Below are 24,915 nucleotides of genomic sequence, written 5' to 3' on the forward strand. Positions count from 1 at the left end.
TCGCACAGACGGAAGCCCCATGTCCTATCAAGCCCCCATCGCCTATGCCCGGCGCGAGATGCCGGCCCGCTCGCCCCGCTCGGTCGAATACGACCTTCTGGCGCAGATCACCCGTCGGCTCCGGTCCGCCTGGACCAGCCGGGCCGAGGATTTCCCCGGCCTGGTCCGCGCGCTGGCCGACAACCAGCAGCTCTGGTCCACCCTGGCCTCGGACGTCGCCCTTCCCGGCAACACCCTGCCCGCCGTGCTGCGCGCCCGACTGTTCTACCTTTACGAATTCACCGTCCAGCACAGCCGCGCCGTGCTGGAAAACCGCGCCAGTGTCGAGGTCCTGGCCGACATCAACACCGCCGTCATGCGCGGCCTGCGGGGCGAAGGCGGTGCGACATGACCGGCCTTGTCCTGAAGCTTGGCCCGCATGAACGGGTCCTGATCAACGGTGCCGTGGTCGAGAATGGCGAAAAGCGGTCGCGGCTCGCGATCATGACGCCCAATGCCAACATCCTGCGCATGCGCGACGCGATCCACCCCGGGCAGGCGAATACCCCCGTCCGCCGCGTCTGCTATATCGCGCAACTGGTCCTGTCGGGCGATGCCGAGGCGGGCGAGGCACGCCAGCAGCTCTTGCGCGGGATCGAGCAGCTGAGCCAGGTCCTGACCGATCCCGACAGTCGCCTGCAGTTGACGATGGCCAGCCGCGCGGTGCTGGAGGACCAGCATTACCAGGCGCTCAAGGCGCTTCGCAGCCTTCTGCCGCGCGAAGAACGGCTGTTCGCGGCAGGCCGGGCATGAGCTTCCAGCCGGTCCTGCCGCTTGCCGGCTATGCCGGCTGGAGCTTTCTCAAACGCACGATGGCACGCCAGCAGGTGGCGCAGCAGGCCTCGCCCGTGCAGCAGCGGGACGAGGCCTATTTCCGCGAAAAGATCGGCAAGGTGACGACGGCCGAGCAGCTGGTCAGCGACAAGCGGCTGTTGCGGATCTCGCTGACGGCCTTCGGGCTGGAAGCCGACCTGAACAGCAAGGCCTTCATCCGCAAGCTGCTCGAGGGCGGGACGCTGAAGGAGGGGAGCCTGGCCAACAAGCTCGCCGACAAGCAATACCAGAAGTTCGCGGCCGCCTTCGGCTTTGGCGACTATTCCGTGCCGCGGACCGCCGTATCCACTTTCCCGGAGGAGATCCTGGCGCAGTTCCGCGCCCGGAGTTTTGAGACTGCCGTCGGACAGCAGAACGACAGCTACCGGCTGGCGCTGAACGCGGAACGCGAAATCCCGGCGCTGGCGGCGCGCAAGACCAGCGAAACGGCAAAATGGTATGCCGTTCTCGGCAACGCGCCGCTGCGCGAGGTGGTGCAGACCGCGTTTGGCCTGCCGAAAAGCTTCTCCGCGATCGATCTCGACCAGCAGGTCGCGGTCCTGCGCGACAAGACCCGCGCGGCCTTCGGGTCGTCCGACATCAGCCAGTTCGGCGATCCGGCAAAGATGGAGGCGCTGGTGCGCCGCTTCATGTTCCAGTCCCAGGCGCAGGAGCAGGGGGCGGGCATTTCGCCGGCCGCCATCGCCCTGACGTTGCTGCGACGGTAGGCAAGCAGGATTTTGCCCGCGGTCCGGCAGGCGACATCCGCCCGACCCGTCGGCTATTCCGACAGGCAGGCGCGCAGCCGCTCGAAACTGCCGTCGATCCCATTGGCGGGGGCGGGTTCGGCCAGAAAGGCGTCGAGCCGGGGCCAGACCTGGATCGCCCGGTCGATCACCGGGTCGGTTCCGGAGGCGTAGAGCCCGGCCTGGATCATCAGCTCGGCCCGGTCATAGGCCCCCAGCAACCGCCGCGCCTCGGCGATCAGGGCGTTTTCCTCTGCATCGGCGGCGTCAGGCAACGAGCGGCTGACCGAGCGCAGAAGGTCGATCGCCGGAAAGCGGCCCCGCTCGGCGATCCGGCGGTCCATCACCACATGACCGTCCAGCACCCCGCGCAGGATGTCGGCCACCGGCTCCTCCATGTCCGACCCGGCCACGAGGACCGAGAAGACCGCCGTGATGTCGCCCGCCCCCTCGGGTCCCGGGCCGGCCCGTTCGGCCAGACCCATGATCGCCTGGTTCAACGAGGGCGGAAAGCCGCGCAGCGATGCCTCCTCGCCGCCCGCCAGCGCGACCTCGCGGTGCGCCTCGGCGAAACGGGTGATCGAATCGACCAGGAGGAGCACATGCAGCCCCTGGTCGCGAAAATGCTCGGCCACCGCCATCGCGGTCAGCGCGCAGGACCGCCGCATCAGCGCCGACTGGTCCGAGGTCGCCGTGACCACCACGCTGCGCGCCATCCCCTCGGCACCAAGGACGCGCTCGGTGAACTCGCGCAACTCGCGCCCGCGTTCGCCGACCAGCGCGATCACGACCACGTCCGCCTCCACCCCCCGCGCGAACCGGGCCAGAAGCGAGGACTTGCCGACCCCGGACCCGGCGAATAGCCCGATCCGCTGGCCGCGCACCAGCGGCAGCAGCGTGTCGAACACCGCCGTCCCGGTGCCAAGCCGCGCGCCCAGCCTGCGACGCGAGGCGGCGGGCGGCGCGGGGGTGCGCAAGGCGCGCGGGCGCGGGCCGCGCAACAGCGGCTTTCCGTCCAGCGGCTGGCCGGCGGGATCGACGATCCGGCCGATCCAGCTGTCGTCCGGCGCGATCTCGGCCCGCCCCAGTAGCTCCACCCGGTCGCCGATCGCCATGCCGTCGCCCGAGGTGTCGGGCAGGACCGAGCAGCGCCCCGGCGCAAGACGCAGGACCTCGCCCCCGGCGGCGCCGTCGCGGCTGTGGATCAGCACCCGGTCGCCGATCGCCGCCGACTCAAGGCCCCCGACCTCGGCCAGCCCGCGCCGCGTCTCGATCACCCGGCCGACGCGCCGCACCGTGGCGACCCCGGCGATTTCCGCCAGCAGGCCATCGAATATTCCGGTCACGGGATTCTCCCTTTGTTCGCTCTCAACCGTTTCTAAAGGAATCACTCTTAAGCCTTGGTGAAACAACTCGAGGGAGAAGCCCCGATGTTCGAGAAACTGGAACTCACCCGGATGGCGCAGGCGCTGGCGGCGCATTCAGGCGCCAGGATGGCGGTGATCGCGCGCAACGTGGCCCATGCGGATTCGCCGGGCTACAAGGCGCAGGACCTGCCTTCCTTCGCCAGGGTCTTTGCGGACGGGGGCCAGATGCGCGCCACCCGGCCGGGCCATCTGGCCGCAAGCCCGGAAGGCGCCGCACTGGTGCCGGAACGGGCTCCGGGCCGCGAATCGCCCAATGGCAACACCGTTTCGCTGGAGGGCGAAATGGTGAAGTCGGTCGAGGCGCGGCAGGACCATGAAATGGCGCTGGCGATCTACCGGGCGACTTCGGACGTCCTGCGCGCCAGCCTTGGCCGGGCACGGTAAGGGGGCAAGGGATGGGCAACGACCTGATCAGCTCGCTTTCCTTCGCGGCCGCCGGGATGGAGACGCAGGCGATGCGGCTGCGGCATGTCTCGGAGAACATCGCCAATGCCGACACCCCCGGCTACCACCGCAAGGTGATGACCTTCGCCGAGGCGATGGAGACGGGCCTGGTGGAACCCGGCAAGGTCCGCCTGGACCAGAGTGATCTTGCGAAGATCTACGACCCCGGCCACCCGCTGGCGGATGAGACAGGTCACTACGACGGCTCGAATGTCGATCTGGTGATCGAGATCGCTGACGCGCGCGAAGCGCAGCGCAGCTACGAGGCGAACCTCAGGATGTTCGACCAGACCCGCCAGATGACGCAAAGCCTGTTCGACCTGCTGCGCAGATAAGGAGATCCAGAATGGATATGAATACCTCAGTCGTTTCCAAGGCTTACGCGAGCGCCCGCACTGCTGCCGCCCCCCTGCCGAAGGCGGGAGAGGCGGAGCAGGGCCTCGCGAAGCTTGCCGGGAATTTCGTCGGCGCCCTGCAGGAGCATGAGGCGACCGCCCGTGCCGCGATGACCGGCGACGCCGATCCGCATGCGCTGGTCCAGGCGCTCGCCTCGTCGCAGATGGCGGTCGAGACGGTGGCCACGGTGCGCGACCGGGTGGTCGAAGCCTATCAGGAGATCCTGAGGATGCCGGTATGACCGAGACCCAGATCTTCGATCTCCTGCGTCAGGGTCTCTGGGTCGCCGTGCTGATCTCGGCCCCGCTGCTCACGGTCGCGCTGGTGGCGGGGGTGGTGGTCGGCCTCTTCCAGGCGCTGACCTCGATTCAGGAGATGACGCTGACCTTCGTGCCCAAGGCCGGGCTGATGCTGGTGGTCTTCTGGGTCTCGATGAGTTTCATGACCACGACGCTGGTCGCCTTCTTCACCGACACGATCGTGCCTCGGATCGCGGGGGGCTGAGATGGACGCCGCACTTTACACCACGCTGAACCGCCAGTCCGGCCTGATGCGCGAAATGGGGGTGGTGGCGAACAACATCGCCAACAGCTCGACCACCGGCTTCCGGCGCGAGGGGGTGGTCTTCTCGGAATATGTCGCGGCGCTGGACCGCGATCCGTCGCTGTCGATGGCCCATGCCAGCGGCCGGCACGTCGACCTGTCGCAGGCGACGCTGGCGCAGACCGGCGGGACCTTCGATTTCGCCATCCAGGGCGAGGGCTTCTTTCTGGTCGAGACACCGCAGGGCGAACGGTTGACACGCGCGGGCAGCTTCACCCCCTCGGCCGAGGGCGAACTGGTGACACCGGACGGTTTTCGCCTGCTGGATGCGGGTGGCGCGCCGATCTTCGTGCCGCCGGATGCCAAGGTGGCGGTGGCCCGCGACGGAACGATCTCGGCCAATGGCGAGCCGTTGGCGCAGCTCGGTCTCTGGCGGCCGAGCGACCCGCTGGCGCTGCGCCACCAGTCGGGCACGCTCTTCGACGGTGGCGCGCTGGAGCCGGTGGAGGACGGGCAGGTCCTGCAGGGGATGCTGGAGGACAGCAACGTCCAGCCGGTCTCGGAGATCGCCCGCATGATCGAGGTCCAGCGCGCCTATGAGCTGGGCCAGAAATTCCTGGATGCCGAGGACGAACGTGTCCGGGGCGTGATCCAGGCGCTTGGACGATAGGGAGCGGCCATGAAAGCCTTGCAGATCGCAGCGACCGGCATGTCGGCCCAGCAGATGCGGGTCGATGTGGTGTCGAACAATCTCGCGAACATGTCGACGACGGGCTACAACCCCCGCCGCGCCGATTTCGCCGATCTTCACTACCAGCAACTGGCACGGCCGGGCAGCGTCTCGGCCTCGGATGGCTCGATGCTCCCGACGGGGGTGCAGGTCGGGCTCGGGGTGCGGCCGGCCGCGGTCTCGGTCGTCCTGGGCCAGGGGCCGCTGGAACAGACCAACGGCGATCTGGACGTGGCGATCGACGGCAACGGCTATATCGAGGTGCAGATGCCCTCGGGCGTGGCGGGCTATACCCGCGATGGGGCGCTGAAACGCTCGGCGGACGGGTTGATCGTCACCTCGGACGGCTTCCCGGTCGCGCCGGGGATCACCATTCCCTCGGACGCGACCGGCCTGACGATCAGCCCCACCGGCGAGGTCTGGGCCGATTTCACCGACCGGGTGGAACCGGAGCTTCTGGGCCAGCTGACGCTTTCGACCTTCCCGAACGAGAAGGGGCTGGAGGCGATCGGCTCGAACCTGTTCCTGGAAAGCCCGGCCTCGGGCGCGCCGCTCTCGGCGGTGCCGGGGGAGGAGGGGATCGGCACCTTGCGGCAGGGTTACCTTGAAGGCAGTTCGGTCGATGCGGTGCGCGAGGTGACCGAGCTGATCAAGGCCCAGCGCGGCTATGAGCTGAACGCCAAGGTCATCACCGCCGCCGACCAGATGCTTGGCGCGACGACGCAGGTGCGATGATGCGCAGCCTCGTCGCCCTTCTGCTTTTTACCGCCCCGGCGCTGGCCGAGAGCCTGGTCGCGACGCGGACGATCCGGGCGCAAAGCGTGATCGCGGCCGAGGATGTTGCCCTGGTCGAGGCCGCCCTGCCCGGCGCTCTGGCCGATCCGGGGCTGGCGGTCGGGCTTGAAGCGCGGGTTGCGATCCATGCCGGACGGCCGGTCCGGGCGAAGGATCTGGCCGCACCCGCGCTGGTGGAGCGCAACCAACTGGTAAGGCTGTTCTTTCTCTCCGGCGGGCTGGCGATCGCGACCGAGGGCCGGGCGCTTGCCCGCGGGGCCGAGGGCGAGGTGATCCGCGCGCTGAACCTTGCCTCCCGTACCACCGTCAGTGGCCGCGTGGGGCCGGACGGAGCAGTTTATGTAGGATGGACCGAATGATGACGCGACTTGTCCTGATCTGCGCCCTGGCCCTTGCGGCCTGCGGCAAGCTTGGCCAGGTGGGCCGGGCTCCGGAGTTCTCGCCGCTGGAGGGCAGCGCGCAGCATTACGCGATGTATTCCGCCCAGCTGCCCGAGGATGTGGCCGCCGCGACGCCTTCGGATGATTCCTCGCTCTGGGCCGCCGGAACGGGGTCACTCTTCGGCGACCGGCGCGCGGCGCGGCGGGGTGACATCCTGACCGTGGTGATCGAGATCGACGACAGCGCCTCGATCTCGAATTCCACCGGGCGCAACCGCAACGGCAGCGTCAAGGCGGGCCTGCCGGAGTTCTTCGGCATCCCGCAACGCCTGGACGACCGCCTGCCCGATGGCGCGAGCATGGCCGAAGCAGTGGAAACCCGGTCCTCCTCGACCTTCAAGGGCTCGGGCAATGTGGCGCGGACCGAACAGCTGACCCTGCGCGTCGCGGCGACGGTGGTCGAGGAACTGCCGAATGGCGTGCTGCGCATCGAGGGCCAGCAGGAGGTGCGGGTGAACTTCGAGATGCGCGAGTTGATCGTGACCGGCTATGTCCGGCCGGCCGACATCTCGCGGCAGAACGAGATCACCTATGACAAGATCGCGGGCGCACGCATCGCCTATGGCGGGCGTGGACAGATCACCGACGTGCAACAGCCGACCTATGGCCAGCAGGCCGCCGATATCCTGCTTCCGTTCTGATCATGCGCAAGATTCTCCCGATCATCCTTGCCCTGCTGGGCCTTGGCGGCGGCGCCGGTGCGGGCTTCTTTCTGCGCCCGGCCCCGGATCCGGGCGACCAGCCCCCCGCGGCCGAACACGAGGCCGAGCCCGCCGGAGAGGAGGGCGCCGGGCATGTCGAGAACGGCCCGGAATATGTGAAGATGAACAACCAGTTCGTCGTTCCCGTGGTCGAAAAGGGCCGGGTGGCCGCGATGGTGGTGCTGTCGCTTTCGGTGGAGGTCGAGGCGGGCAATACCGAAGCGGTCTACCAGCGCGAGCCGAAGTTGCGCGACGCTTTCCTGCAGGTGCTGTTCGACCATGCCAATGTCGGTGGGTTCAGCGGCTCTTTCACCGATGGCACCAACCTTCTGACCCTGCGCACCGGGCTGAAGGAGGCGGGCGGCCTGATCCTGGGACCGGCGATCCGCGACGTGCTGATCACCGACATCGCCCGGCAGGACAGCTAATCCTTGTCCTTCTTCTCGGGCAGGCCCTTGCGGCGGGTGGAGGCGAGATCCTCAAGCTCTTTCTCGGTCATGCTTTCGACCATCTGGCGCGAGGCGCCGCGCAGGTCGCCCTTGTCGGTCTCGCCGCGCTTGGCAGACAGGGCGGCCCCGGCGGCCTTCTGCTGCGACTTGGATTTTGCGGGCATCTGCGGCTCCTTTCCGTGCGGGCAGGGTCAACCGGCAGTTCCCCTGGAATGTTCCCCGAGCCCCGGCAGGACGGCGGAACCGAAAGCCTCGATGAAGGCGCGCTGGTTGCGGGTAACGCAGTGCAGATGGACCGTATCGGCCAGGGCGCAAAGCGCCGCGATCCTTGCGGCATGCCAGCCCAGATCCGGGGATACGTCGATCCGCCGACACAGCGTCTCGGGCGTCACCAGGTCCGCGATCAGGTCGAAATCGGCGGGGCGGCGCAGGTCCCAGGCGACTTCGCCGCCCGCGATGGCAGGGGCCCATTGGTCCATCGCCCCGGCAAGAACATCGGCCTCGGTACGGTCCCAGGCCAGGGCATGCTGGACATGCACGGGCTTGCCTTCGCCTCCGCCGGCGCGGAACGCCTCGATCACCCGCGAGAGAAGCGCCGGGTCGCCCCCCACGGTCAAAAGCCCGTCCGCCCAGCCCGCGACCTCGGCCGCCGTGTCGGGCGATACCGCCGCGCCGAACAGCGGAACCGGAACCCCTGGGCGCGAATAGAGCCGCGCCTCGACCAGGGTGATCCTGCCGCGATGGGTGACGGTCTCGCCGCCAAGGAGAGCCCGGATGACCGCCACGCACTCCCGCAACCTGGCGTTGCGCTCGGCCTTGTCGGGCCAGTACTGGCCCAGGATCGCCTCGTTGATCGCCTCGCCGCTGCCAAGGGCCAGCCAGAAGCGGCCGGGGAACATCTCGCCCAGGGTCGCGGCCGCCTGCGCGACAATCGCCGGGTGATAGCGCCAGCCGGGGGCGGAGATCAGGCCGATGGGAAAGCGCGTCGCCTGCAGGGCCGCGCCGATCCAGGACCAGGCGAAACCGGACTGGCCCTGCCGCTCGCTCCAGGGATGGAAATGGTCCGAGGACTTCGCGGTCGCAAAGCCCGCGGATTCGGCCAGGCGGACCAGGTCCAGAAGCTCTCCCGGCGCGAATTGCTCGTGCGAGGCGTGATAGCCGATCATTCCCGGTCCTGGTCGGGATCGGACACCTGCCTTGCGGGGTTCACCTGATCGAATTCCTCGGGCCGATGAGGCGAGCCTTCCTGGTCGTCTGCCGCATTGCTCCGGTGCTTCGGCGGGGTGCGCTTGGCGGCGGCGGGTTTCGGTTCGTTGGGCATCGGACCTCTCCTGGGGCGGGCCGCATCAACCGCTGCGGCGAGGGAAGGTTCCCGGCGACGACGGCTGGAACATTGCCGATCCGGGCGGGTTCAGCCGGGCAGAAACCGCGAGAGCGCCATGAACAGCATCATCTACCTTGTCGGCCTGGTGGTCGTCGTCCTGGTCATCCTGTCCGTCCTCGGCCTGCGCTGAGCGCGGGGAACGGCCGGCTGATCCCGGCGGCCCCGGCAAGGCCGAAGCGCCAGGGCAGGTCGGTGGCGCGGCTGATGCCGATGCGGGGGCCTTCGAGAAACGGCAGCGGGCAGGCCGCGGGCAGAAGCGTGAAACCGTCCGCACCGAACCTCTTGCCGCTGTCCCGCAGATCCAGCCCCAATGCCTGCCCCAGCCGCCCCGGCCCCGAGGCCAGCCTGGGACTGTCCGGCGGCAGGTCGCGCCGCCGCGCCATCTCCTCGACCCCGACCTCGGGGCAAAGCGCGCGCAGGAGCACCGCCTCGCCGGGCCGGCCGACGACGTTCAGGCAAAGGTGGCAGCCGTAGGAAAGATAGACATAGACCGTGCCCGGCGGACCGAACATGGCCGCATTGCGCAAGGTCGGGCCGCGGAAGCTGTGCGAGGCGGGATCGTCGCGGCCATAGGCCTCGGTCTCCAGGACCGTCCCGCCGGTGCCGCGCACGACCAGCCTTGCGCCAAGAAGGGCACGGGCAAGCGTCACGACATCCTGGTCAAAGTCCATCTCGCCCCCGACGGGAACTGCGGCCACCCGGCCGGGTTTGCCTTGCACATGCCCCGGAGAACCGCCATGGACAACCCCGACCCGCGCCCGTCCGTCGCCCTGGAGGGCCGGATGCTGGCCCACCGCCGCCTGCTGGTGCTGCTGCTGCAATCCCTGCCCGCCCCCCGACAGGCAGAACTGGCCGAATGGCTGGCCGACCGCTCGATTCCCCGCGACGGGCAGGAGGATCCCGGTGCGGTGCCATCCGAGGCCGGGGCCATCGACCTGGCGCTGACCGATGAGTTCCGTCTTCTGGCCGAGATGCTGTCGCAGTCACAGCCGCCTAGTTGAACAGATGATGCGCCCGCGCCTCCAGCGCCCGCGCCATCAACTGATGCAGCCAGCCCGCCAGCGTGGTGCCGGAAAGGTCCATCTCCTCCTCCAGCGCCAGCTTGAGGGTCGCCTCGACCAGGCGGTCGGCGGCCAGTGAATCGGGGACCAGAAGCCGGGCCGAGACGCGAAGACGGGGCAGGACCTGATCCACGGTGGCCTCCTGCCCGTCGAGTTCGGCCCGGGCAAGGTCGACAGCCTCGTCAGGTGAACAGGGCTTTCCCAGCCGCGCCACATCGGCGAAGCGGGCCGGGATCTCGGCCATGTCGCGGCCGGAGTAGAACACGAAGGGAATCCGCGCCCGCTGAAGCCTGTCGGCAAGGCGAAAGACCTGCTCGCCGCGCAGATTTACGTCCAGGACCGCCAGATCGGCGCCAAAGGCATGGCATTCCGCCGCCTCGAGCGTCGCATAGGGGCCAAGGATGCTGGCCTCGGCACTGCGGAAGTGGTCCGCCAGCATCCCGGCGATGAGGTAGTCGTCTTCAACGGTCAGAATGCGTTTGCCGGCGAGCTGCTGCATATGGCCCGTTCCTTCCTGCCTCTGGCCAGAGTCGCTGACCACCACAGATCCGGACAGCCCGAAATCTGATCAGGACTATGGGGTCCGCCTTGCTCTCCCGCAAGGCGAGTGACGGACATGACGCTTTGCCTGGGGTTCCTGGGCGGGATCCGGCCGATCGGGGCGGGAAAGGCTCCGGGAACAACCTGGCGGCCGCGCGGTTGCCTTCCGGTCACAGCCGAAGGAGCCCGCCATGGCCAGCCGCCCCTCTGTCCCGAAATCCCCATCCCCTGCATCGGAGCCCGCCCGGCTGCATGACCTTGCCCTTCGCCGGGGATCGGGCGGCGAATACCACCAGACCGCGGAAGGCGGCGCCCCCACGATGACCACGGCCCAGGGCGGGCCGGTCGCGGATGACCAGAACACGCTGAAGGTCGGCCAGCGCGGACCGCTTCTGATGGAGGACTTCCAGTTCCGCGAGAAGCTGTTCCACTTCGACCACGAGCGCATCCCCGAACGTGTCGTCCATGCCCGCGGCTATGGCGCGCACGGTTATTTCGAGACCTATGACTCGCTGGCGCAATATACCCGCGCCGACATCTTCCAGCGCGCGGGCGAGATCACCCCGGCCTTCGTGCGTTTTTCCACCGTGGCCGGCTCGAAAGGCTCGATGGACCTGGCGCGGGATGTGCGGGGGTTCGCGGTCAAGCTTTACACGCAAGAGGGCAACTGGGACCTTGTCGGCAACAACATCCCGGTGTTCTTCATCCAGGACGCGATCAAGTTTCCCGATGTGATCCATTCGGTGAAACCCGAACCCGATCGCGCCTTTCCCCAGGCCCAGTCGGCGCATGACACGTTCTGGGACTTCATCTCGCTGACGCCGGAAAGCATGCACATGGTGATGTGGGTGATGTCCGACCGCGCCATTCCCCGGTCGTTCCGGTTCATGGAGGGGTTTGGCGTCCACACCTTCCGGCTGGTCAACGCGCAGGACCAGTCCACCTTCGTCAAGTTCCACTGGAAGCCGAAGCAGGGGATGCAGTCGGTCCTGTGGAACGAGGCGGTCAAGATCAACGGCGCGGACCCGGACTTCCACCGCCGCGACCTTTGGGGCGCCATCCAGGCCGGCGATTTCCCGGAATGGGAGTTGCGGCTGCAACTCTTCGACCAGGACTTCGCCGATGGGCTGGATTTCGACGTGCTGGACCCCACCAAGATCATCCCCGAGGAGATCCTGCCCCCCGTCCCCGTCGGCCGCCTGGTGCTGGACCGGATGCCCGACAACTTCTTCGCCGAGACCGAGCAGGTCGCCTTCATGACCCAGAACGTGCCGCCGGGGATCGATTTCTCGGACGATCCCCTGCTGCAGGGGCGAAACTTCTCGTATCTCGACACGCAGCTGAAGCGGCTGGGCAGCCCGAACTTTGCCCAGCTGCCGATCAACGCGCCGAAATGCCCGTTCGCGAATTTCCAGCAGGACGGGCATATGGCGATGCGCAATCCGACGGGACGGGCGATCTATCAGCCGAACTCGTTCGGGATCGGCCCGCGCGAGGACCCCGTGCGCGGCTTCCGCAGCTATGCGGCGCAGGAGGTGGGGCCGAAGTCACGCCTGCGGCCGGAGAGTTTCGCGGACCACTACAGCCAGGCGCGGCTGTTCTTCCACAGCCAGACCGCGGTCGAGCAGCGCCATATCGTCAACGCCCTGGCCTTCGAGCTGGGCCGGTGCGAGGTGCCTGCAATCCGGTTGCGCATGCTGGCGCATCTGCGCAGCATCGACGAGACGCTGGCCGTGGCGGTCGGTGACGGTCTGGGCGTTCCCGAACTGCCGGAAGCGGCGACCCCGGCGGTGCCGGTGCGCGATCTGCCACCCTCGCCCGCGCTGTCGATCCTTCAGAACGCGCGCGGAACCTTCGCCGGGCGCAAGCTGGGCGTGCTGCTTGCGGGCGGCTTTGACGCGGCACTTCTGGCCGAGCTGAACGCCGCGATGACCGCGGAAGGCGCGATGGTCGAACTGGTCGCCCCCACGGTCGGCGGTGCGCTTTCGGCTGACGGCACGCAAGTCGCGGCGCATTACGCGGTGGCGGCCGGGGCCTCGGTCCTGTTCGACGCGGTATGTCTTCTGATGTCGCGCAGCGGGGCCGAAGCCCTGTGCCGCGAGGTGGCCGCCGTCGATTTCGTCAAGGACGCCTTCGTACATTGCAAGTTCATCGGCTTTTCCGAAGGCGCGGTCCCGCTGCTCTCTGCCGCCGGGGTGTTGCCGGACGCCGATGAGGGGATGGTCGAACTGGCCTCCGGCGCGGCGGAGGGCTTCGTCGATTCCTGCCGCCGCCTGCGCCTGTGGTCGCGCGAGCTTGGCTCGGGCGCCTGAAGGTGGCGCAAGTTCCGGCACATCGGGCTGCGCAATCGCCGGACCTGCCCGCCGCCCCGTTCTGGGGCGCGCGGCGCTCCGCTCCGGGCGAGTGGAGCCTTGCGCTCTGGGCACCGTCGGTCAGCGCGATCCGGCTGGAACTGGAGGGGCTGGACTTGCCGATGGTCCGGGGGCGGGACGGTGTGCATCGCTGTATCGCCCGCGCCTCGGAAGGCGGGCTCTACCGCTTTCGCGCCGGGGATTTCCGCTTTGCCGATCCGGCCTAGCTGCAGCAGGAGGGCGGGGTCGAAGGCCATTCGGTCCTGCGTGATCTTGCGCCCATGGCCCGGCGCGCCCAGCGCGCGGCCCCCGGCCCCTTTGCCCGCCAGGTGATCGCCGAGATCCATGTCGGCAGCTTCACCCGCGAGGGCAGCTTTGCCGCCGCCGCCCGCGCGCCCGAGTTGCGCCGGATGGCCGCGCTGGGCATCACCGCGATCGAGCTGATGCCGGTGGGCCAGTTCCCCGGCACGCGCGGCTGGGGCTATGACAGCGTGCTGCCCTATGCCCCGCAGGACCGCTATGGCCCGCCCGAGGATCTGGCCGCCCTGGTGGATGCCGCGCATCGGCTGGGCCTGCTGGTCTATCTGGACGTGGTGCTGAACCACTTCGGTCCGCAGGGAAATGCGTTGGCCCGGATCTGCCCGGAATTCTTCCTTGCCGAGGAGAATGATTGGGGTCCCCGGATCGACTATTCCCGTCCCGCCGTCCGGGCCTTCTTCATCGACTGCGCCCGGCACTGGTTGCGGCACTACCACTTCGACGGGCTGCGCATCGACGCCATCCAGGAGATGAAGGACGACAGCGCCCCGCCGATCGAGACCGAACTGGCGCTTGTCCTGCGGCGCGAGTTTCCCGAGATGCATCTGCTGGCCGAGGACAGCCGGAACTGCACCGCGCCCTATGATCCGGCAAACCGGCTGTATGACGCGGCCTGGGACGACGACTATCACCATGCGCTGCATGTCCATCTGACCGGGGAAGGCTTCGGCTATTACCGCGAGTTCACCCCGCAGCCCTTGCGGGACCTGTCGGTGGCGCTGCGCGACGGGCAGGCGCTGCAGGGCCAGACCCGCCCCGATGGCAGCACCGCCAAGGGCGAGCCCTCCGCCCATCTGCCGCCATCCTGCTTCATCAATTTCAACCTCAACCACGACCATGCCGGCAACCGCCCCAGGGGCGAGCGGCTGGTGTCGCTGGTCGGGGTGGAGCGGGCGCAGGTGGCCCATGCGCTTCTCCTGACCGCGCCCTATGTGCCGCTGCTGTTCATGGGCGAGGAATGCGGCGCGCAAAGCGCCTTTCCCTGGTTCGCCGACTATGCGGGCCAGGTGGCGGCGGACATGGCAGAGGAACGGCGCAAGCAGTTCCGCGAGTTGCCGGGCGGCGGGCAGGACATGCTCGACCCGTTCGATCCGGCGACCGCGACGCTGGCGCATCCCTATGCCGGACCCGCCCCCGGCCAGGAGTCATGGCTGGACCTCACACGGCGGATGCTGGAGTTGCGGCGCCAGGTGCTGCTGCCGATCTATCGCGCTGGCCGGGCCCAGCCCGCGACGGTGGTGATCACCGGCCCGGGGGCATTGGTCGCCGACTGGCATTTCCGCACCGGCACGGTGCGGGCGGCGCTGTCCTTCCAGCCGACAAGCGCCTCGGCCCCGGACCAGACCGCGCCCGAGGGCAGGACCGCCCTGCCCCTTGCCGCCGTGGGCGAGGCCGCAGCGCCCTGGTTCCGGCTCTGGCTCTCGCGGCCTAAAGCTCCTGCTCCTGCACCGAGGCCATCGGCGCAGTAACCTCGCAGGTCACGCCATCCTCGGCATGGACAAGCTGGACCCTGCCCTGCAACTCGGCTGCAAGGACGTCCTGGATCACCACGGTGCCGAAACCCTTCCGCTTGGGCGGGGCCACGGCTGGCCCGCCTTCCTCGCGCCAGCGAAGCACGAATTCGGCCGGCGGCCCCGGCGTCACCGCCCAGCGGATCCGCACGCAGCCGGACTTGACCGAAAGGGCGCCGTATTTCACCGCATTGGTCGCCAGCTCGTGCAACCCCAGCGCCAGCGCCACCGCCGCGCGCGAGGATACCCGGACCGGCGGTCCCTCGAAGCGGAACTGCGACTGCGGGAACGGGGCCAGGACCGAGGCGACAACCGCCTGCAACTCCACCCCCTCGTGGGCATCGCGGGTGATCAGGTCCTGCGCCCGGCCCAGGGCGAGGATCCGCTTCTCGAAGGTGACATAGGCCTCGGTCCGCTCGCTCCCCATGGTCTGCCGCGCGATGGCCTGCACGGTCGACAGGACATTCTTCACCCGGTGCTTCATCTCGCCGATCAGGACCTTTTGCAGCCGCTCCAGATCGTGACTGGCCGAACTGTCGCGCGCGATGACGGCCGCCCCCGTGATCTGCCCCGCCCGATCCCGGATCGGCGAGACCGCCAGCGAGACATGCAGCCGCTTGCCATCCGTGCGCAGCCACAGCGTCTGGCGGGTGGCGACCCGCTTGCCGTGCAGGATCAGGTCGAAGGTGGCCCGATCCTCGTCGGGATGCGGGGAAAGGAGCGTGACCGGATGACCCAGCACCTCCTCGGCGGCATGGCCGAACAGCCTCCGCGCGCCGCCGTTCCAGCTGGTGATCCGCAGGTGCCGGTCCACCGACAGGACCGCATCCTCGGCGCCGGCGATGATCGCGGCAGCGCAAGCGGCGTCCTGAGGTTCGGAGGAGGGGATCAGCAGGATCAGCACCCCCCGCGCCTGCCCTGCCTCATCCAGCACCGGCCAAATCGCGGCATCCGGCGCCGCATCGGATGGCAAGACCAGCAACCGCGCGGCGGGATGGCCCAGGACATCCTGCACGGCCTCACGCAGCACCTCCGGCAGGTCGCCTGCCTGCCACCCTGTCAGCCGGGCCCAGGCCGCGTTGTTCAGGATCAGGCCATCAGGGCCGGTGACCAGACCCATCGGGACGCCGGTCGCCTGAACGAGGGAGGACGCCTGGAGCAGGCAGAGGGGCAATCCCTCCATCCGGCCCGACATGTCGTTCGGCCGATCCATCCCCTGCATCTGCCGGACATCCGGTTCCCCGTCGCTCACCCCATGCCCCCGGAATTCCTCCAGTCTGGGCGGCCGCAGGCACGCCCATCTCCACGGCAACGCGCAGGTCACGGATTTGTTCCGCCGGCTTCGGAACCCGGCGAAGATCAGTCTTTCCGGGCTTTTCCTGCGCGGTTCAGCGCCTCTTGCAGCTGGCGGCTCAGGTCGCGCAACCTGTCGCTGACCGGCTGGGTACGGATCTCCTCGATCATTGCTTCCAGCGCGGCCGAAAACTCGTCGTCCAGAAGGGCTTGGTGCCCTCCGCCTTCATTCGCCTGCTTCATTTCCGCCGCCCGGGACCCGGTCCAAACACCACTTTCGTCGTGACTATACGCCGAAGTGGCGAAATGGCTTACGGCAAATTTGCCGCAGCCCTTCGGCCCGGCGTGCCGATGCCAGACGGCGACCGGGTAAGCGAGCGCAGGCTTCGCCGCTTCGGGAGACGGGGCGGCGCCGGTCGCCGAAGGGCTGGTCACCGGACCCGGGACCGACCTCTTCCATCCTTGCGCAGACCGACACCCCGGAAGGGGTTCGCGCGAGGAGAGCCGCCGGAGAGCTTGCGGCCCGAGGCGATCCGCGCCACTCTGGCCGGCGATGACCCTTGCCGCGCCCAGCCCACGCCTGATCCCGCTTGACCTTGCGCGGACGCTGGCGATCCTCTGCATGGTCGCCTTTCACTTTACCTTCGACCTTGCCCTATTCGGCTATATCGCCCCCGACACGATGGGCCGCCCCTTCTGGTACTATTTCGCCCGGATGATCGCGGGAAGCTTCCTGTTCCTCTCGGGCGTCAGCCTCTGGCTGGCGCATGGCCGCGGCATCCGCTGGCCCGCCTTCTGGACCCGCTTCGCCAGGATCGCGGGGGGCGCGCTTCTGGTAAGCATCGCCAGCATCTGGCTTGTGCCCGGCGGAACGATCCTGTTCGGCATCCTGCACGCCATCGCCGCCGCCAGCCTGCTTGGCCTGATCGCGCTGCGTCTGCCCTGGCCCGTGACGCTGGCCCTCGCCGCGCTGATCCTTGCCGCCGCCTGGGGGCCGCGTTTTGCGGCCTTCGATCCCTTGTGGCTGGTCTGGACCGGCCTGGCCGAGAGCCGCCCGATGATGGGCGACTATGTGCCGCTGATCCCCTGGGCCGCACCGGCACTGGCTGGCGTCGCCCTTGCCAGGGCCGTCCGCCTTGACCTCTGGCGCGGCACCATTCCCACCCGGCTGAGCCGCGCCCTGTCCTTTCCCGGCCGCCACAGCCTGGTGATCTATCTGATCCACCAGCCGATCCTGTTCGGCCTGTTCAGCCTCTACTCTATGGCCACGTCCTGACGCTTTCCCTTCCCGTCGCTTTCCGGTAATCCCGACCCGAAGTTTGGGAGCCGATCCGATGAAGTTCACCCTGTCCTGGCTGAAAGATCACCTTGAAACCGAGGCCGGCGTCGATGCGCTGGCCGAGGCGCTGACCGACCTGGGGCTGGAGGTCGAGGGCATCGAGGACCCCGCCGCGGCACTGGGACCGTTCCGCATCTGCCGGGTGATCGAGGCCGTGCAGCACCCCAACGCCGACCGCCTGCGTGTCTGCCGGGTGGAGACCTGGCCCGAAGGCCCCGGCGGCCGGACCGAGGAAGTCCAGGTCGTCTGCGGCGCGCCCAATGCCAGGACCGGCCTCGTCGGCGTCTTTGCCCCCCCCGGCACGCATGTTCCGGGCACCGGCGTGGACCTGAAGCCCGGCAACATCCGCGGCGTGGATTCGAACGGGATGCTCTGCTCGGAACGCGAGCTGATGCTGTCGGACAACCATGACGGGATCATCGAACTGCCCGCCGACGCGCCCATGGGCATGCGCTATATCGACTGGAAGGGCGTCAACGACCCGGTGGTCGAGATCAAGGTCACCCCCAACCGCCCCGATGCGCTGGGGATCCACGGGATCGCGCGCGATCTGGCCGCGCGGGGGCTGGGCAAGCTGAAGCCCGTCACCGTGACGCCGGTCGAGGGCAAATTCCCCACCCCCATCGCCGTCCACATCGACGCAGGCTTGAAGGCCAAGGGCTGCCCCCATTTCGCCGGCCGCCTGATTCGGGGCGTCAGGAACGGCCCCTCGCCCGACTGGATGCAGGCCCGGCTGAAGGCCATCGGGCTGCGCCCGATCTCGGCGCTGGTGGACATCACCAACTACTTCACCTTCGGGCTGAACCGCCCGCTGCATGTCTTCGATGCGGCCAAGGTCAAGGGCGACCTCCATATCCGTCCCGCGCGGGAAGGGGAAACCCTGCTGGCGCTGGACGGCAAGACCTATGCGCTGGCCCCGGGCCAAATGGTCATCGCCGACGACCACGGCCCGGAGTCGCTGGCCGGGATCATGGGCGGCGAGGCTTCGGGCTGCACGCCGGAAACGACGGATGTGTTCCTGGAAAGCGCCTGGTGGGACCCGATCACCATCGCCGCGACGGGGCGGGCGCTGAAGATCAACTCGGACGCGCGCTACCGCTTCGAGCGTGGGGTGGACCCGGCCTTCACCCTGCCGGGGCTGGAACTGGCGACGCAGATGATTCTCGACCTCTGCGGCGGCGAGGCCGGGACCGTGGTGCAGGACGGCGCCCCGATCGACCCGACCCGCAGCTACCGGCTGGACCCGGCGCGGGTGGTGAGCCTGGTGGGGATGGAGATCCCCGAGGCCAGCCAGCGCACCACGCTGGAGGCCCTTGGCTTCAAGCTTGACGGGAACGCTGTTACCCCGCCGAGCTGGCGCCCCGACATCCTGGGCGATGCCGATCTGGTCGAGGAAGTGGCCCGGATCGCGAGCCTGACGAAACTGCAGGGCGCGCCGATGGCCCGGACGCAGCCAGGTGTGCCGCGTCCGATCCTGACGCCGCTCCAGGTGCGCGAACGGACCGCCCGCCGCACCATCGCCGCGCTCGGCTACAACGAATGCGTGACCTACAGCTTCATCGACGCCAGGGCGGCGGCGCTGTTCGGCGGCGGCACGGATGCGGTGCGGGTGGAAAACCCGATCTCCTCCGAGATGACGCATCTGCGCCCCGACCTCCTGCCCGGCCTCCTTGCGGCGGCGGCGCGGAACCAGGCGCGCGGCTTCATGGACCTGGCCCTGTTCGAGGTCGGCCCCGCCTTTCATGGCGGCGAGCCGGGCGAGCAGCATTTGCAGGCTGCGGGCCTTCTGGTCGGCGCGGCGGCGGGACGCGATCCGCACGGTAGCCGCCGGGCGATCGACGTCTTCGACGCCAAGGCCGATGCCGAGGCCGTCCTCGCCGCCCTCGGCGCGCCGGCCCGGGTGCAGATCAGCCGAAAGGTCGCGCAATGGTGGCACCCCGGCCGCTCCGGCGTGATCGGGCTGGGGCCGACCGTGATGGCGACCTTCGGCGAGATTCACCCGCGCGTATGCCAAGCGATGGAGGTGAAGGGCCCCGCCGTGGCTTTCACCATTCTGGTCGCCAACATCCCCGCGCCCAAGGTCAAGACTCCGACCCGGCCGGCGCTGGCGATCAGCGACCTGCAGGCGGTGGAACGTGACTTCGCCTTTGTCGTCGATGCCCGCGTCGAGGCCCTGACCGCCGTCAACGCCGCGCAGGGCGCGGACAAGGCGCTGATCGAATCGGTCCGCGTCTTCGACCAGTTCACCGGCGAGAAGGCCGAGGTGCAGATGGGTGCGGGCAAGAAGTCCATCGCCTTGACGGTCCGGCTGCAACCGCAGGACAAGACCCTGACCGAGGCCGAGATCGAGGCGGTTTCCGCGAAGATCATCGAGAAGGTGACGAAGGCCACAGGCGGCAGCCTGCGCGCCTGACCGGCAGGCGGGCGGCAGATGCCGCCTGCCGCCTTCAGTTCCCGGCGCTGGCCATCCTGCGGTGGGCGATGACCCGCTCCAGCCAGCCCAGTTCCATCTCGGGGACGGAGGAGAGCAGCAGGTCGGTGTAGTCGTCGAAGGGCGGGGCCAGCACGTCGCCCTTCTGGCCGTAGCGCACCACCGCGCCCTTGAACATCACGGCGATCTTGTCCGAGATCGCCCGCACCGTCGCAAGGTCATGGGTGATGAAGAGATAGGCGACCTGGGATTCGGCCTGCAGGTTCAGGAGAAGCTTCAGGATCCCGTCCGCCACCAGCGGATCCAGCGCCGAGGTCACCTCGTCGCAGATGATCAGCTTCGGCTTGGCCGCCAGCGCGCGGGCGATGCAGACGCGCTGCTTCTGGCCGCCGGAAAGTTCGGCCGGATAGCGGGCGGCAAAGCCCTTGCCCATCTCGATCTGGTCCAGAAGCTCTTGCACCCGTCGGTCGCGCTCGGCCCCCTTCAGGCCGAAATACAGTTCCAGCGGGCGGCCGATGATCGTGCCGACGGTCTGCCGCGGGTTCATCGCGGTGTCGGCCATCTGGTAGATCATCTGGATCTCGCGCAGGTCATCCCGCGACCGGCCCGCCATCTCGTTCGACAGCACCCGCCCGGCAAAGGTGATCCGGCCCGACCTTGGCGGCAAAAGGCCGGTGATCGCCCGCGCGAGGGTGGACTTGCCCGAGCCGGACTCGCCCACCACCGCCAGGGTCTGCCCGGCCGGCAGGTCGAGCGAGACATTCTTCAGCACGTCGAAATTCGTGCCGCGATAGCGGGCGGTGACGTTCTGGACCGACAGCACCGGGGGGGCGGGCGGCTTTTCGGCATGTTCCAGCGACCGGACCGAGACCAGCGCGCGGGTATAGTCCTCACGCGGGGCATTGATCACCTGGTCGGTGGTGCCAAGCTCGACCATCCGGCCGTGGCGCAGGACCATGATGTCGTCCGCCACCTGCGCCACCACGGCAAGGTCATGAGTGATATAGAGCGCGGCCACCTGCGTGTCGCGGATCGCCTCCTTGATCGCGGCCAGCACGTCGATCTGGGTGGTCACGTCCAGCGCCGTGGTGGGTTCGTCGAAGATCACCAGGTCGGGCTTCGGGCACAGCGCCATCGCCGTCATCACCCGCTGCAACTGCCCGCCCGAGACCTGGTGCGGATAGCGGCGGCCGATGGTTTCCGGCGAGGGCAGGCCCAGCTTGCGGAACAATGCGACCGCCCGCGCCTCGGCCTCGGCCCGGCCCATCAGCCCATGCGAGAGCGAGGTTTCGATCACCTGCTCCATCAGCCGCTTCGCCGGGTTGAACGAGGCGGCGGCGGATTGCGAGACATAGGTGACTTCCCTTCCCCGCAGGGCGCGGAGGGCGGCAGGCGGGGCGGTGCGGATGTCGCGGCCGTTCAGCCGGATCGTGCCGCCGGTCAGCCGCACCCCTCCCCGTCCATAGGACATGGCGGAAAGGCCGATGGTGGACTTGCCGGCCCCGGATTCGCCGATCAGGCCCAGCACCCGGCCGCGTTGCAGCTGCAGGTCGACGCCATGGACCAGCGTCACCTCCTTCGGCGGCTCGCCGGGCGGGTAGGCGGTGGCCTCGATCACGAGGCCCTTGATGTCGAGCAGGAGATCGTCAGCCACCGCGGCCCCCTTTCAGGCTGGAGGTGCGGGTCAGGATCCAGTCCGCGACCAGGTTGACGCTGATCGCCAGCGCGGCGATGGCCCCGGCCGGCAGAAGCGCGGCCGATTTGCCGTAGATCAGCCCGTCCTTGTTCTCCTTCACCATGCCGCCCCAGTCGGCCAGCGGCGGCTGCACGCCAAGGCCGAGGAAGGACAGGGTCGAGATGAAGAGGACCGCGAAGATGAAGCGCAGGCCGAACTCGGCCACCAGGGGCGACAGGGCGTTGGGCAGGATCTCGCGGAAGATCACCCAGCCGCCCTTTTCGCCGCGCAGCCTGGCGGCCTCGACATATTCCATCACCGCGATATCGGCGGCAACGGCGCGCGAGAGGCGGAAGACGCGGGTCGAATCCAGGACGCCGATCACCAGGATCAGCACGGTCAGGTTCAGCGGCAGGACCGAGAGCAGCACCAGCGCCACGATCAGCGCCGGGATCGCCATCACCAGATCGACCGCCCGCGACAGAAGCTGGTCGATCCAGCCGCCCTTCACCGCCGCGAGAAAACCGAGGAAGGCCCCCAGCGAGAAGGCCAGCACCGAGGAGGCCAGCGCCACGAAGATGGTGATCTGCGCGCCGTAGATCAGCCGCGAAAGGATGTCGCGGCCGATGGTGTCGGTGCCCAGCCAGAACTGCGCCGAGGGCCCCTCCCAGACCCCGCCCACCGGCGCGTCGATCGGGTAGGGCGCGATGAGATGGGCAAAGACCGCGATGAGCAGGAAGCCGCCGGTCAGCGCCAGCCCGATCAGGGCAGAGATCGGTATCCTCATTTCGGGTGCCTCAGGCGGGGGTTGGCAAGGATGCCGATGATGTCGGCCGCCATGTTCAGGAAGATGTAGACGGCGGCGAAGATCAGCCCGACCGCCTGCACCACCGGCAGGTCGCGCTTGGTCACATGGTCCACCAGATATTGCCCAAGGGCGTTGTATCCGAAGACCACCTCGACCACGACGACACCCACCACCAGATAGGCCAGGTTCAGCATCACCACCGAGACCACCGGCGCGACGGCATTGGGAAAGGCGTGGCGCCAGACGACGGCCATGGGTGTCAGCCCCTTCAGCTCGGCCGTCTCGATATAGGCGGATTGCATGACGTTCAGGATCGCCGCCCGGGTCATCCGCATCATGTGGGCCAGCACCACCAGCACCAGCACGATGACCGGCAGCGAGACGGCGTGCAGCTTGGCCCAGAAGCCCATGCCGGGAAAGACCATGGCGACCGGCTGGAACACCGGGATCAGCTGCGTCAGCAGGTAGATCACGAAATAGGCCGCGACGAATTCGGGCAGCGAGACGGTGGAAAGCGTGATGCCCGAGATCACCTTGTCCGGCCATCTTCCGGCATAGCGCGCCGCGATCAGGCCCAGGATGATCGCCAGCGGCACCGCAATGGCGGCGGCGCAGCCGGCAAGGAACAGCGTGTTGCCCAGCCTCTGGCCGATGGATTGCGCGATGTCGGCGCCATTGGTCAGCGCCTTGCCCAGGTCGCCGGTCAGGATGCCGCCCAGCCAGGCGAAATAGCGGGTCAGGGGCGGCTCGTTCAGGCCCAGTTTCTCGCGCAGGTTGGCAAGCGCCTGCGGCGTGGCCGACTGGCCAAGGATCGCCTGCGCGGTATCGCCCGGCAGGGCCTCAACGCCCAGGAAGATCACGGCCGAGACGGCCAGAAGCAGAAGGAGGCCCAGCGCGACGCGCTGGACCAGAAGTCTGACGATCAGATGCACCGGCGGAGCCTCAGGCGAGCCAGCACTTCGACGGGGCGCGATAGTTCATCATCTCGGCGTTGGGATCGTCGATCCAGCCGCCGACCGCATCGCTGACTCCGGCGACGAACTCGTTGAACATCGGCAGGATCAGGCCGCCCTCGTCGCGGACGATATGGGCCATCTCGGAATACATGCCCTTGCGCTTGTCCTTGTCCAGCTCGGCCCGGGCCGCCATCAGAAGCTCGTCGAACTTGGCGTTCTTGAACTTGGTGTCGTTCCATTCCGCCGTCGACAGATAGGCGGTGGAATACATCTGGTCCTGGGTCGGGCGACCGCCCCAATAGCTGGCGCAGAAGGGTTCGACGTTCCAGACGTTGCTCCAGTAGCCGTCGTCCGGCTCGAGTTGCACCTGCAGCGGGATGCCCGCGGCATTGGCCGAGGCGGCAAACAGGTTGGCCGCATCCACCGCGCCGGGGAAGGCGCCGGGCGCGGTGCGCAGGATGATCGGGCTGCCGTCATGGCCGGACTTGTCGTAGTATTCCTTGGCCTTGGCGGCATCGTATTCGCGCTGCTCGATGCTGTCGTCGAACAGCGGATAGGCGGCGTTGATCGGGAAGTCGTTCCCGCGCGAGCCGAGGCCGCCCAGGATCTTGTCCACCATCTCCTGCCGGTTGATGCCGTATTTCAGCGCCATGCGCAGGTCGTTGTTGTCGAAGGGCGCCTTGTCGACATGCATGATGAAGACATAGTGCCCCCGGCCCACGGCACGGCGCACCTGCACCCCCGGCACGCCCTTCAGAAGCTCCACGATCTTCGGATCGACCCGGTTGATCATGTGGACCTGCCCCGCCTGGAGGGCCGCGGTGCGGGCGGTGCTGTCGTTGATCGACAGGATCTCGATCTCGTCGGCATGGCCGGTGTTCGGATCGAAGTAGTTGGGATTCTTCTTGTAGGCGTAGCGGACGCCCGGCTCGAAGGATTCCAGCACATAGGGGCCCGCGCCGATCCCGGCGTTCGGATCGTCATAGCCGCCGCCGGGCTGGATGATCAGATGGTAGTCGGTCAACAGGTAGGGAAGGTCGGCCGAAGGGAATTCCAGCGTCACCTCAAGCTTGTCGCCTTCGGCCTTCATCTCGGAGATGCCCTTGACGATGCCCAACGCGCCGGATTGCGCGTTCTCGTCGGTGTGGCGCTTGTAGGTCGCCATCACGTCCTCGGCCGTCACGGTCTTGCCGTTCGAGAAGGTCACGCCATTGCGGATCTTGAAGGTCCAGACCTTGGAATCGGGCGAGGAGGTGACCTCCTCGGCGATCCGCATCTCGACGTGGCCGTCCGGGGTCATGTCGACCAGTTGCTCGCCCCATTGCGCGTTGCCGACCTGCGGCACGACCGAGGCGGCCAGCGCCGGGTCCAGCGTGTTGGTGCTTTCGCCGCCGGCCAGGCCGGCGCGGAGCGTCCCGCCCTTCTTCGGCTCCGCATGGGCGGCCTTGGTGAAAAGCGCGCCGGCAAGCCCCGCCGAAAGGCCGAGCGCCGTCGAGCGGCCGATGAATTCACGCCGCGTCATCCGACCGCGCCGCACGGTCGCGATCAGGTGGTCAAGCTGCTGGCTTGCATCGTTCATCTGTGTCTCCCTGCTTGCAGACCCGGAGTTTCCCCGGGGGATTCTTGTTATGAGGTGGAAGGCCACTAGACTGCGAAGCCCTCCACAGAGCAAGCTTTTCGCACCGCCGGGGCCGCATTTCCTGTCGGGAGACGCCGCCAGAACCA

At 68.3% G+C, this 24,915-nt stretch carries 30 protein-coding genes; 18 read left to right on the top strand and 12 right to left on the bottom strand.

From position 1 onward, the window contains the following. Window positions 1-19: 19 nt before the first annotated feature. The 3 genes from flaF to ACE3UA_RS10970 are packed head-to-tail and all read left to right on the top strand — an operon-like array spanning window position 20 to window position 1,580. Window positions 20-391 (top strand): flagellar biosynthesis regulator FlaF, encoded by a 372-nt coding sequence (flaF, locus tag ACE3UA_RS10960; protein ID WP_374645008.1) that lies wholly within the window; start codon window positions 20-22, stop codon window positions 389-391. Then, the gene (gene flbT, locus ACE3UA_RS10965; protein WP_374645010.1) at window positions 388-792 is read left to right on the top strand and encodes a flagellar biosynthesis repressor FlbT; all 405 of its coding nucleotides are present in this window, start codon (window positions 388-390) and stop codon (window positions 790-792) included. The genes flaF and flbT overlap by 4 nt, the downstream gene beginning before the upstream one ends. Next, entirely contained in the window at window positions 789-1,580 is a 792-nt protein-coding gene (locus ACE3UA_RS10970; RefSeq protein WP_374645012.1) for a DUF1217 domain-containing protein, read from the top strand. Before flbT ends, ACE3UA_RS10970 begins: the two co-directional genes overlap by 4 nt. 53 nt (window positions 1,581-1,633) lie before the next feature. Here ACE3UA_RS10970 and ACE3UA_RS10975 read toward each other — a convergent pair whose 3' ends face one another. Beyond that, window positions 1,634-2,944, bottom strand: coding sequence for a FliI/YscN family ATPase (locus ACE3UA_RS10975; RefSeq protein WP_374645014.1), 1,311 nt, complete (start codon window positions 2,942-2,944; stop codon window positions 1,634-1,636). 84 nt (window positions 2,945-3,028) lie between these two features. Here ACE3UA_RS10975 and ACE3UA_RS10980 point away from each other — a divergent pair, with 84 nt between their 5' ends. Genes ACE3UA_RS10980 through ACE3UA_RS11020 form a run of 9 tightly spaced genes read left to right on the top strand, consistent with a single transcriptional unit; the run spans window position 3,029 to window position 7,502 of the window. Next, a complete protein-coding gene (locus ACE3UA_RS10980) occupies window positions 3,029-3,409 on the top strand; it encodes a FlgB family protein (protein WP_374645016.1) in 381 nt (126 codons plus the stop codon). 11 nt (window positions 3,410-3,420) lie between these two features. After that, the gene (gene flgC, locus ACE3UA_RS10985; RefSeq protein ID WP_374645018.1) at window positions 3,421-3,804 is read left to right on the top strand and encodes a flagellar basal body rod protein FlgC; all 384 of its coding nucleotides are present in this window, start codon (window positions 3,421-3,423) and stop codon (window positions 3,802-3,804) included. Between the two features lie 11 nt (window positions 3,805-3,815). Continuing rightward, on the top strand, window positions 3,816-4,106 hold the full coding sequence (gene fliE / locus ACE3UA_RS10990) for a flagellar hook-basal body complex protein FliE (protein ID WP_374645020.1): 291 nt from the start codon (window positions 3,816-3,818) through the stop codon (window positions 4,104-4,106). Next, window positions 4,103-4,369, top strand: a complete 267-nt coding sequence (locus tag ACE3UA_RS10995) for a flagellar biosynthetic protein FliQ (RefSeq protein WP_197643130.1) — start codon at window positions 4,103-4,105, stop codon at window positions 4,367-4,369. The genes fliE and ACE3UA_RS10995 overlap by 4 nt, the downstream gene beginning before the upstream one ends. Before the next feature lies 1 nt (window position 4,370). Then, window positions 4,371-5,078, top strand: coding sequence for a flagellar hook-basal body complex protein (locus ACE3UA_RS11000; protein WP_374645022.1), 708 nt, complete (start codon window positions 4,371-4,373; stop codon window positions 5,076-5,078). Between the two features lie 9 nt (window positions 5,079-5,087). After that, window positions 5,088-5,873 carry a flagellar basal-body rod protein FlgG gene (gene flgG / locus ACE3UA_RS11005; RefSeq protein WP_374645024.1) on the top strand — a complete coding sequence of 262 codons (786 nt, stop codon included), beginning with the start codon at window positions 5,088-5,090 and terminating at the stop codon, window positions 5,871-5,873. Beyond that, window positions 5,873-6,292 (top strand): flagellar basal body P-ring formation chaperone FlgA, encoded by a 420-nt coding sequence (gene flgA, locus ACE3UA_RS11010; protein ID WP_374645026.1) that lies wholly within the window; start codon window positions 5,873-5,875, stop codon window positions 6,290-6,292. Before flgG ends, flgA begins: the two co-directional genes overlap by 1 nt. Further along, the gene (flgH, locus tag ACE3UA_RS11015) at window positions 6,292-7,014 is read left to right on the top strand and encodes a flagellar basal body L-ring protein FlgH (RefSeq protein ID WP_374645028.1); all 723 of its coding nucleotides are present in this window, start codon (window positions 6,292-6,294) and stop codon (window positions 7,012-7,014) included. Before flgA ends, flgH begins: the two co-directional genes overlap by 1 nt. Then, window positions 7,014-7,502 carry a flagellar basal body-associated FliL family protein gene (locus ACE3UA_RS11020; RefSeq protein WP_374645100.1) on the top strand — a complete coding sequence of 163 codons (489 nt, stop codon included), beginning with the start codon at window positions 7,014-7,016 and terminating at the stop codon, window positions 7,500-7,502. The genes flgH and ACE3UA_RS11020 overlap by 1 nt, the downstream gene beginning before the upstream one ends. Here ACE3UA_RS11020 and ACE3UA_RS11025 read toward each other — a convergent pair. The 4 genes from ACE3UA_RS11025 to ACE3UA_RS11040 all read right to left on the bottom strand — a co-directional run bounded on the left by ACE3UA_RS11025 (window position 7,499) and on the right by ACE3UA_RS11040 (window position 9,578). Beyond that, the gene (locus ACE3UA_RS11025; RefSeq protein ID WP_374645030.1) at window positions 7,499-7,687 is read right to left on the bottom strand and encodes a DUF3008 family protein; all 189 of its coding nucleotides are present in this window, start codon (window positions 7,685-7,687) and stop codon (window positions 7,499-7,501) included. The genes ACE3UA_RS11020 and ACE3UA_RS11025 overlap by 4 nt on opposite strands. 27 nt (window positions 7,688-7,714) lie before the next feature. Next, window positions 7,715-8,689: a TIGR03885 family FMN-dependent LLM class oxidoreductase gene (locus ACE3UA_RS11030; protein ID WP_374645032.1), complete on the bottom strand. Its 975-nt coding sequence runs from the start codon at window positions 8,687-8,689 to the stop codon at window positions 7,715-7,717. Beyond that, entirely contained in the window at window positions 8,686-8,844 is a 159-nt protein-coding gene (locus tag ACE3UA_RS11035) for a hypothetical protein (protein WP_374645034.1), read from the bottom strand. The genes ACE3UA_RS11030 and ACE3UA_RS11035 overlap by 4 nt, the downstream gene beginning before the upstream one ends. A gap of 164 nt (window positions 8,845-9,008) precedes the next feature. Further along, entirely contained in the window at window positions 9,009-9,578 is a 570-nt protein-coding gene (locus ACE3UA_RS11040) for a DNA-3-methyladenine glycosylase (RefSeq protein ID WP_374645036.1), read from the bottom strand. 66 nt (window positions 9,579-9,644) lie between these two features. On the opposite strand from ACE3UA_RS11040, the gene ACE3UA_RS11045 reads away from it, so the two are divergent. Continuing rightward, window positions 9,645-9,908 (top strand): hypothetical protein, encoded by a 264-nt coding sequence (locus ACE3UA_RS11045; RefSeq protein WP_374645038.1) that lies wholly within the window; start codon window positions 9,645-9,647, stop codon window positions 9,906-9,908. Here the strand turns inward: ACE3UA_RS11045 and ACE3UA_RS11050 are convergent. After that, window positions 9,901-10,467: a hypothetical protein gene (locus tag ACE3UA_RS11050; protein WP_374645040.1), complete on the bottom strand. Its 567-nt coding sequence runs from the start codon at window positions 10,465-10,467 to the stop codon at window positions 9,901-9,903. The genes ACE3UA_RS11045 and ACE3UA_RS11050 overlap by 8 nt on opposite strands. A gap of 232 nt (window positions 10,468-10,699) precedes the next feature. On the opposite strand from ACE3UA_RS11050, the gene ACE3UA_RS11055 reads away from it, so the two are divergent. The 3 genes from ACE3UA_RS11055 to ACE3UA_RS11065 are packed head-to-tail and all read left to right on the top strand — an operon-like array spanning window position 10,700 to window position 14,646. Beyond that, on the top strand, window positions 10,700-12,820 hold the full coding sequence (locus ACE3UA_RS11055) for a catalase (protein ID WP_374645042.1): 2,121 nt from the start codon (window positions 10,700-10,702) through the stop codon (window positions 12,818-12,820). A gap of 2 nt (window positions 12,821-12,822) precedes the next feature. Continuing rightward, complete coding sequence (locus ACE3UA_RS11060) at window positions 12,823-13,086, top strand: hypothetical protein (protein WP_374645044.1); 264 nt, start codon at window positions 12,823-12,825, stop codon at window positions 13,084-13,086. A 54-nt stretch (window positions 13,087-13,140) separates the two neighbouring features. Then, a complete protein-coding gene (locus ACE3UA_RS11065; protein ID WP_374645046.1) occupies window positions 13,141-14,646 on the top strand; it encodes an alpha-amylase family glycosyl hydrolase in 1,506 nt (501 codons plus the stop codon). Here ACE3UA_RS11065 and ACE3UA_RS11070 read toward each other — a convergent pair. Together ACE3UA_RS11070 and ACE3UA_RS11075 are read right to left on the bottom strand one after the other, a co-directional pair. Next, window positions 14,606-15,940 (bottom strand): sensor histidine kinase, encoded by a 1,335-nt coding sequence (locus tag ACE3UA_RS11070; RefSeq protein ID WP_374645048.1) that lies wholly within the window; start codon window positions 15,938-15,940, stop codon window positions 14,606-14,608. The genes ACE3UA_RS11065 and ACE3UA_RS11070 overlap by 41 nt on opposite strands. A 107-nt stretch (window positions 15,941-16,047) precedes the next feature. After that, window positions 16,048-16,416 (bottom strand): hypothetical protein, encoded by a 369-nt coding sequence (locus tag ACE3UA_RS11075; protein ID WP_374645050.1) that lies wholly within the window; start codon window positions 16,414-16,416, stop codon window positions 16,048-16,050. Between the two features lie 118 nt (window positions 16,417-16,534). Between ACE3UA_RS11075 and ACE3UA_RS11080 the strand changes: the two genes are divergently transcribed. Continuing rightward, window positions 16,535-17,257, top strand: a complete 723-nt coding sequence (locus ACE3UA_RS11080) for a heparan-alpha-glucosaminide N-acetyltransferase (RefSeq protein ID WP_374645052.1) — start codon at window positions 16,535-16,537, stop codon at window positions 17,255-17,257. A 58-nt stretch (window positions 17,258-17,315) separates the two neighbouring features. Beyond that, window positions 17,316-19,733, top strand: a complete 2,418-nt coding sequence (gene pheT, locus ACE3UA_RS11085; protein WP_374645054.1) for a phenylalanine--tRNA ligase subunit beta — start codon at window positions 17,316-17,318, stop codon at window positions 19,731-19,733. A gap of 34 nt (window positions 19,734-19,767) precedes the next feature. On the opposite strand, the gene ACE3UA_RS11090 is transcribed toward pheT, so the two are convergent. The 4 genes from ACE3UA_RS11090 to ACE3UA_RS11105 are packed head-to-tail and all read right to left on the bottom strand — an operon-like array spanning window position 19,768 to window position 24,769. Continuing rightward, on the bottom strand, window positions 19,768-21,405 hold the full coding sequence (locus tag ACE3UA_RS11090; RefSeq protein WP_374645056.1) for an ABC transporter ATP-binding protein: 1,638 nt from the start codon (window positions 21,403-21,405) through the stop codon (window positions 19,768-19,770). Then, a complete protein-coding gene (locus ACE3UA_RS11095; protein WP_374645058.1) occupies window positions 21,398-22,213 on the bottom strand; it encodes an ABC transporter permease in 816 nt (271 codons plus the stop codon). The genes ACE3UA_RS11090 and ACE3UA_RS11095 overlap by 8 nt, the downstream gene beginning before the upstream one ends. Further along, entirely contained in the window at window positions 22,210-23,166 is a 957-nt protein-coding gene (locus ACE3UA_RS11100; RefSeq protein ID WP_374645060.1) for an ABC transporter permease, read from the bottom strand. Before ACE3UA_RS11100 ends, ACE3UA_RS11095 begins: the two co-directional genes overlap by 4 nt. 10 nt (window positions 23,167-23,176) lie before the next feature. Further along, a complete protein-coding gene (locus ACE3UA_RS11105) occupies window positions 23,177-24,769 on the bottom strand; it encodes an ABC transporter substrate-binding protein (protein ID WP_374645062.1) in 1,593 nt (530 codons plus the stop codon). Between the last annotated feature and the right edge of the window lie 146 nt (window positions 24,770-24,915).

Source organism: Tabrizicola sp. (assembly GCF_041919135.1).
Classification (GTDB): domain Bacteria; phylum Pseudomonadota; class Alphaproteobacteria; order Rhodobacterales; family Rhodobacteraceae; genus Tabrizicola.

What these genes read in the sequence shown, in the direction of transcription:
- flaF (WP_374645008.1), top strand. Translation starts at nt 20, where the DNA reads ATGTCCTATCAAGCCCCCATCGCCTATGCCCGGCGCGAGATGCCGGCC.
- flbT (WP_374645010.1), top strand. Translation starts at nt 388, where the DNA reads ATGACCGGCCTTGTCCTGAAGCTTGGCCCGCATGAACGGGTCCTGATC.
- ACE3UA_RS10970 (WP_374645012.1), top strand. Translation starts at nt 789, where the DNA reads ATGAGCTTCCAGCCGGTCCTGCCGCTTGCCGGCTATGCCGGCTGGAGC.
- ACE3UA_RS10980 (WP_374645016.1), top strand. Translation starts at nt 3,029, where the DNA reads ATGTTCGAGAAACTGGAACTCACCCGGATGGCGCAGGCGCTGGCGGCG.
- flgC (WP_374645018.1), top strand. Translation starts at nt 3,421, where the DNA reads ATGGGCAACGACCTGATCAGCTCGCTTTCCTTCGCGGCCGCCGGGATG.
- fliE (WP_374645020.1), top strand. Translation starts at nt 3,816, where the DNA reads ATGGATATGAATACCTCAGTCGTTTCCAAGGCTTACGCGAGCGCCCGC.
- ACE3UA_RS10995 (WP_197643130.1), top strand. Translation starts at nt 4,103, where the DNA reads ATGACCGAGACCCAGATCTTCGATCTCCTGCGTCAGGGTCTCTGGGTC.
- ACE3UA_RS11000 (WP_374645022.1), top strand. Translation starts at nt 4,371, where the DNA reads ATGGACGCCGCACTTTACACCACGCTGAACCGCCAGTCCGGCCTGATG.
- flgG (WP_374645024.1), top strand. Translation starts at nt 5,088, where the DNA reads ATGAAAGCCTTGCAGATCGCAGCGACCGGCATGTCGGCCCAGCAGATG.
- flgA (WP_374645026.1), top strand. Translation starts at nt 5,873, where the DNA reads ATGCGCAGCCTCGTCGCCCTTCTGCTTTTTACCGCCCCGGCGCTGGCC.
- flgH (WP_374645028.1), top strand. Translation starts at nt 6,292, where the DNA reads ATGACGCGACTTGTCCTGATCTGCGCCCTGGCCCTTGCGGCCTGCGGC.
- ACE3UA_RS11025 (WP_374645030.1), bottom strand. Translation starts at nt 7,687, where the DNA reads ATGCCCGCAAAATCCAAGTCGCAGCAGAAGGCCGCCGGGGCCGCCCTG.
- ACE3UA_RS11030 (WP_374645032.1), bottom strand. Translation starts at nt 8,689, where the DNA reads ATGATCGGCTATCACGCCTCGCACGAGCAATTCGCGCCGGGAGAGCTT.
- ACE3UA_RS11035 (WP_374645034.1), bottom strand. Translation starts at nt 8,844, where the DNA reads ATGCCCAACGAACCGAAACCCGCCGCCGCCAAGCGCACCCCGCCGAAG.
- ACE3UA_RS11040 (WP_374645036.1), bottom strand. Translation starts at nt 9,578, where the DNA reads ATGGACTTTGACCAGGATGTCGTGACGCTTGCCCGTGCCCTTCTTGGC.
- ACE3UA_RS11045 (WP_374645038.1), top strand. Translation starts at nt 9,645, where the DNA reads ATGGACAACCCCGACCCGCGCCCGTCCGTCGCCCTGGAGGGCCGGATG.
- ACE3UA_RS11050 (WP_374645040.1), bottom strand. Translation starts at nt 10,467, where the DNA reads ATGCAGCAGCTCGCCGGCAAACGCATTCTGACCGTTGAAGACGACTAC.
- ACE3UA_RS11055 (WP_374645042.1), top strand. Translation starts at nt 10,700, where the DNA reads ATGGCCAGCCGCCCCTCTGTCCCGAAATCCCCATCCCCTGCATCGGAG.
- ACE3UA_RS11065 (WP_374645046.1), top strand. Translation starts at nt 13,141, where the DNA reads ATGGCCCGGCGCGCCCAGCGCGCGGCCCCCGGCCCCTTTGCCCGCCAG.
- ACE3UA_RS11080 (WP_374645052.1), top strand. Translation starts at nt 16,535, where the DNA reads ATGACCCTTGCCGCGCCCAGCCCACGCCTGATCCCGCTTGACCTTGCG.
- pheT (WP_374645054.1), top strand. Translation starts at nt 17,316, where the DNA reads ATGAAGTTCACCCTGTCCTGGCTGAAAGATCACCTTGAAACCGAGGCC.
- ACE3UA_RS11095 (WP_374645058.1), bottom strand. Translation starts at nt 22,213, where the DNA reads ATGAGGATACCGATCTCTGCCCTGATCGGGCTGGCGCTGACCGGCGGC.
- ACE3UA_RS11105 (WP_374645062.1), bottom strand. Translation starts at nt 24,769, where the DNA reads ATGAACGATGCAAGCCAGCAGCTTGACCACCTGATCGCGACCGTGCGG.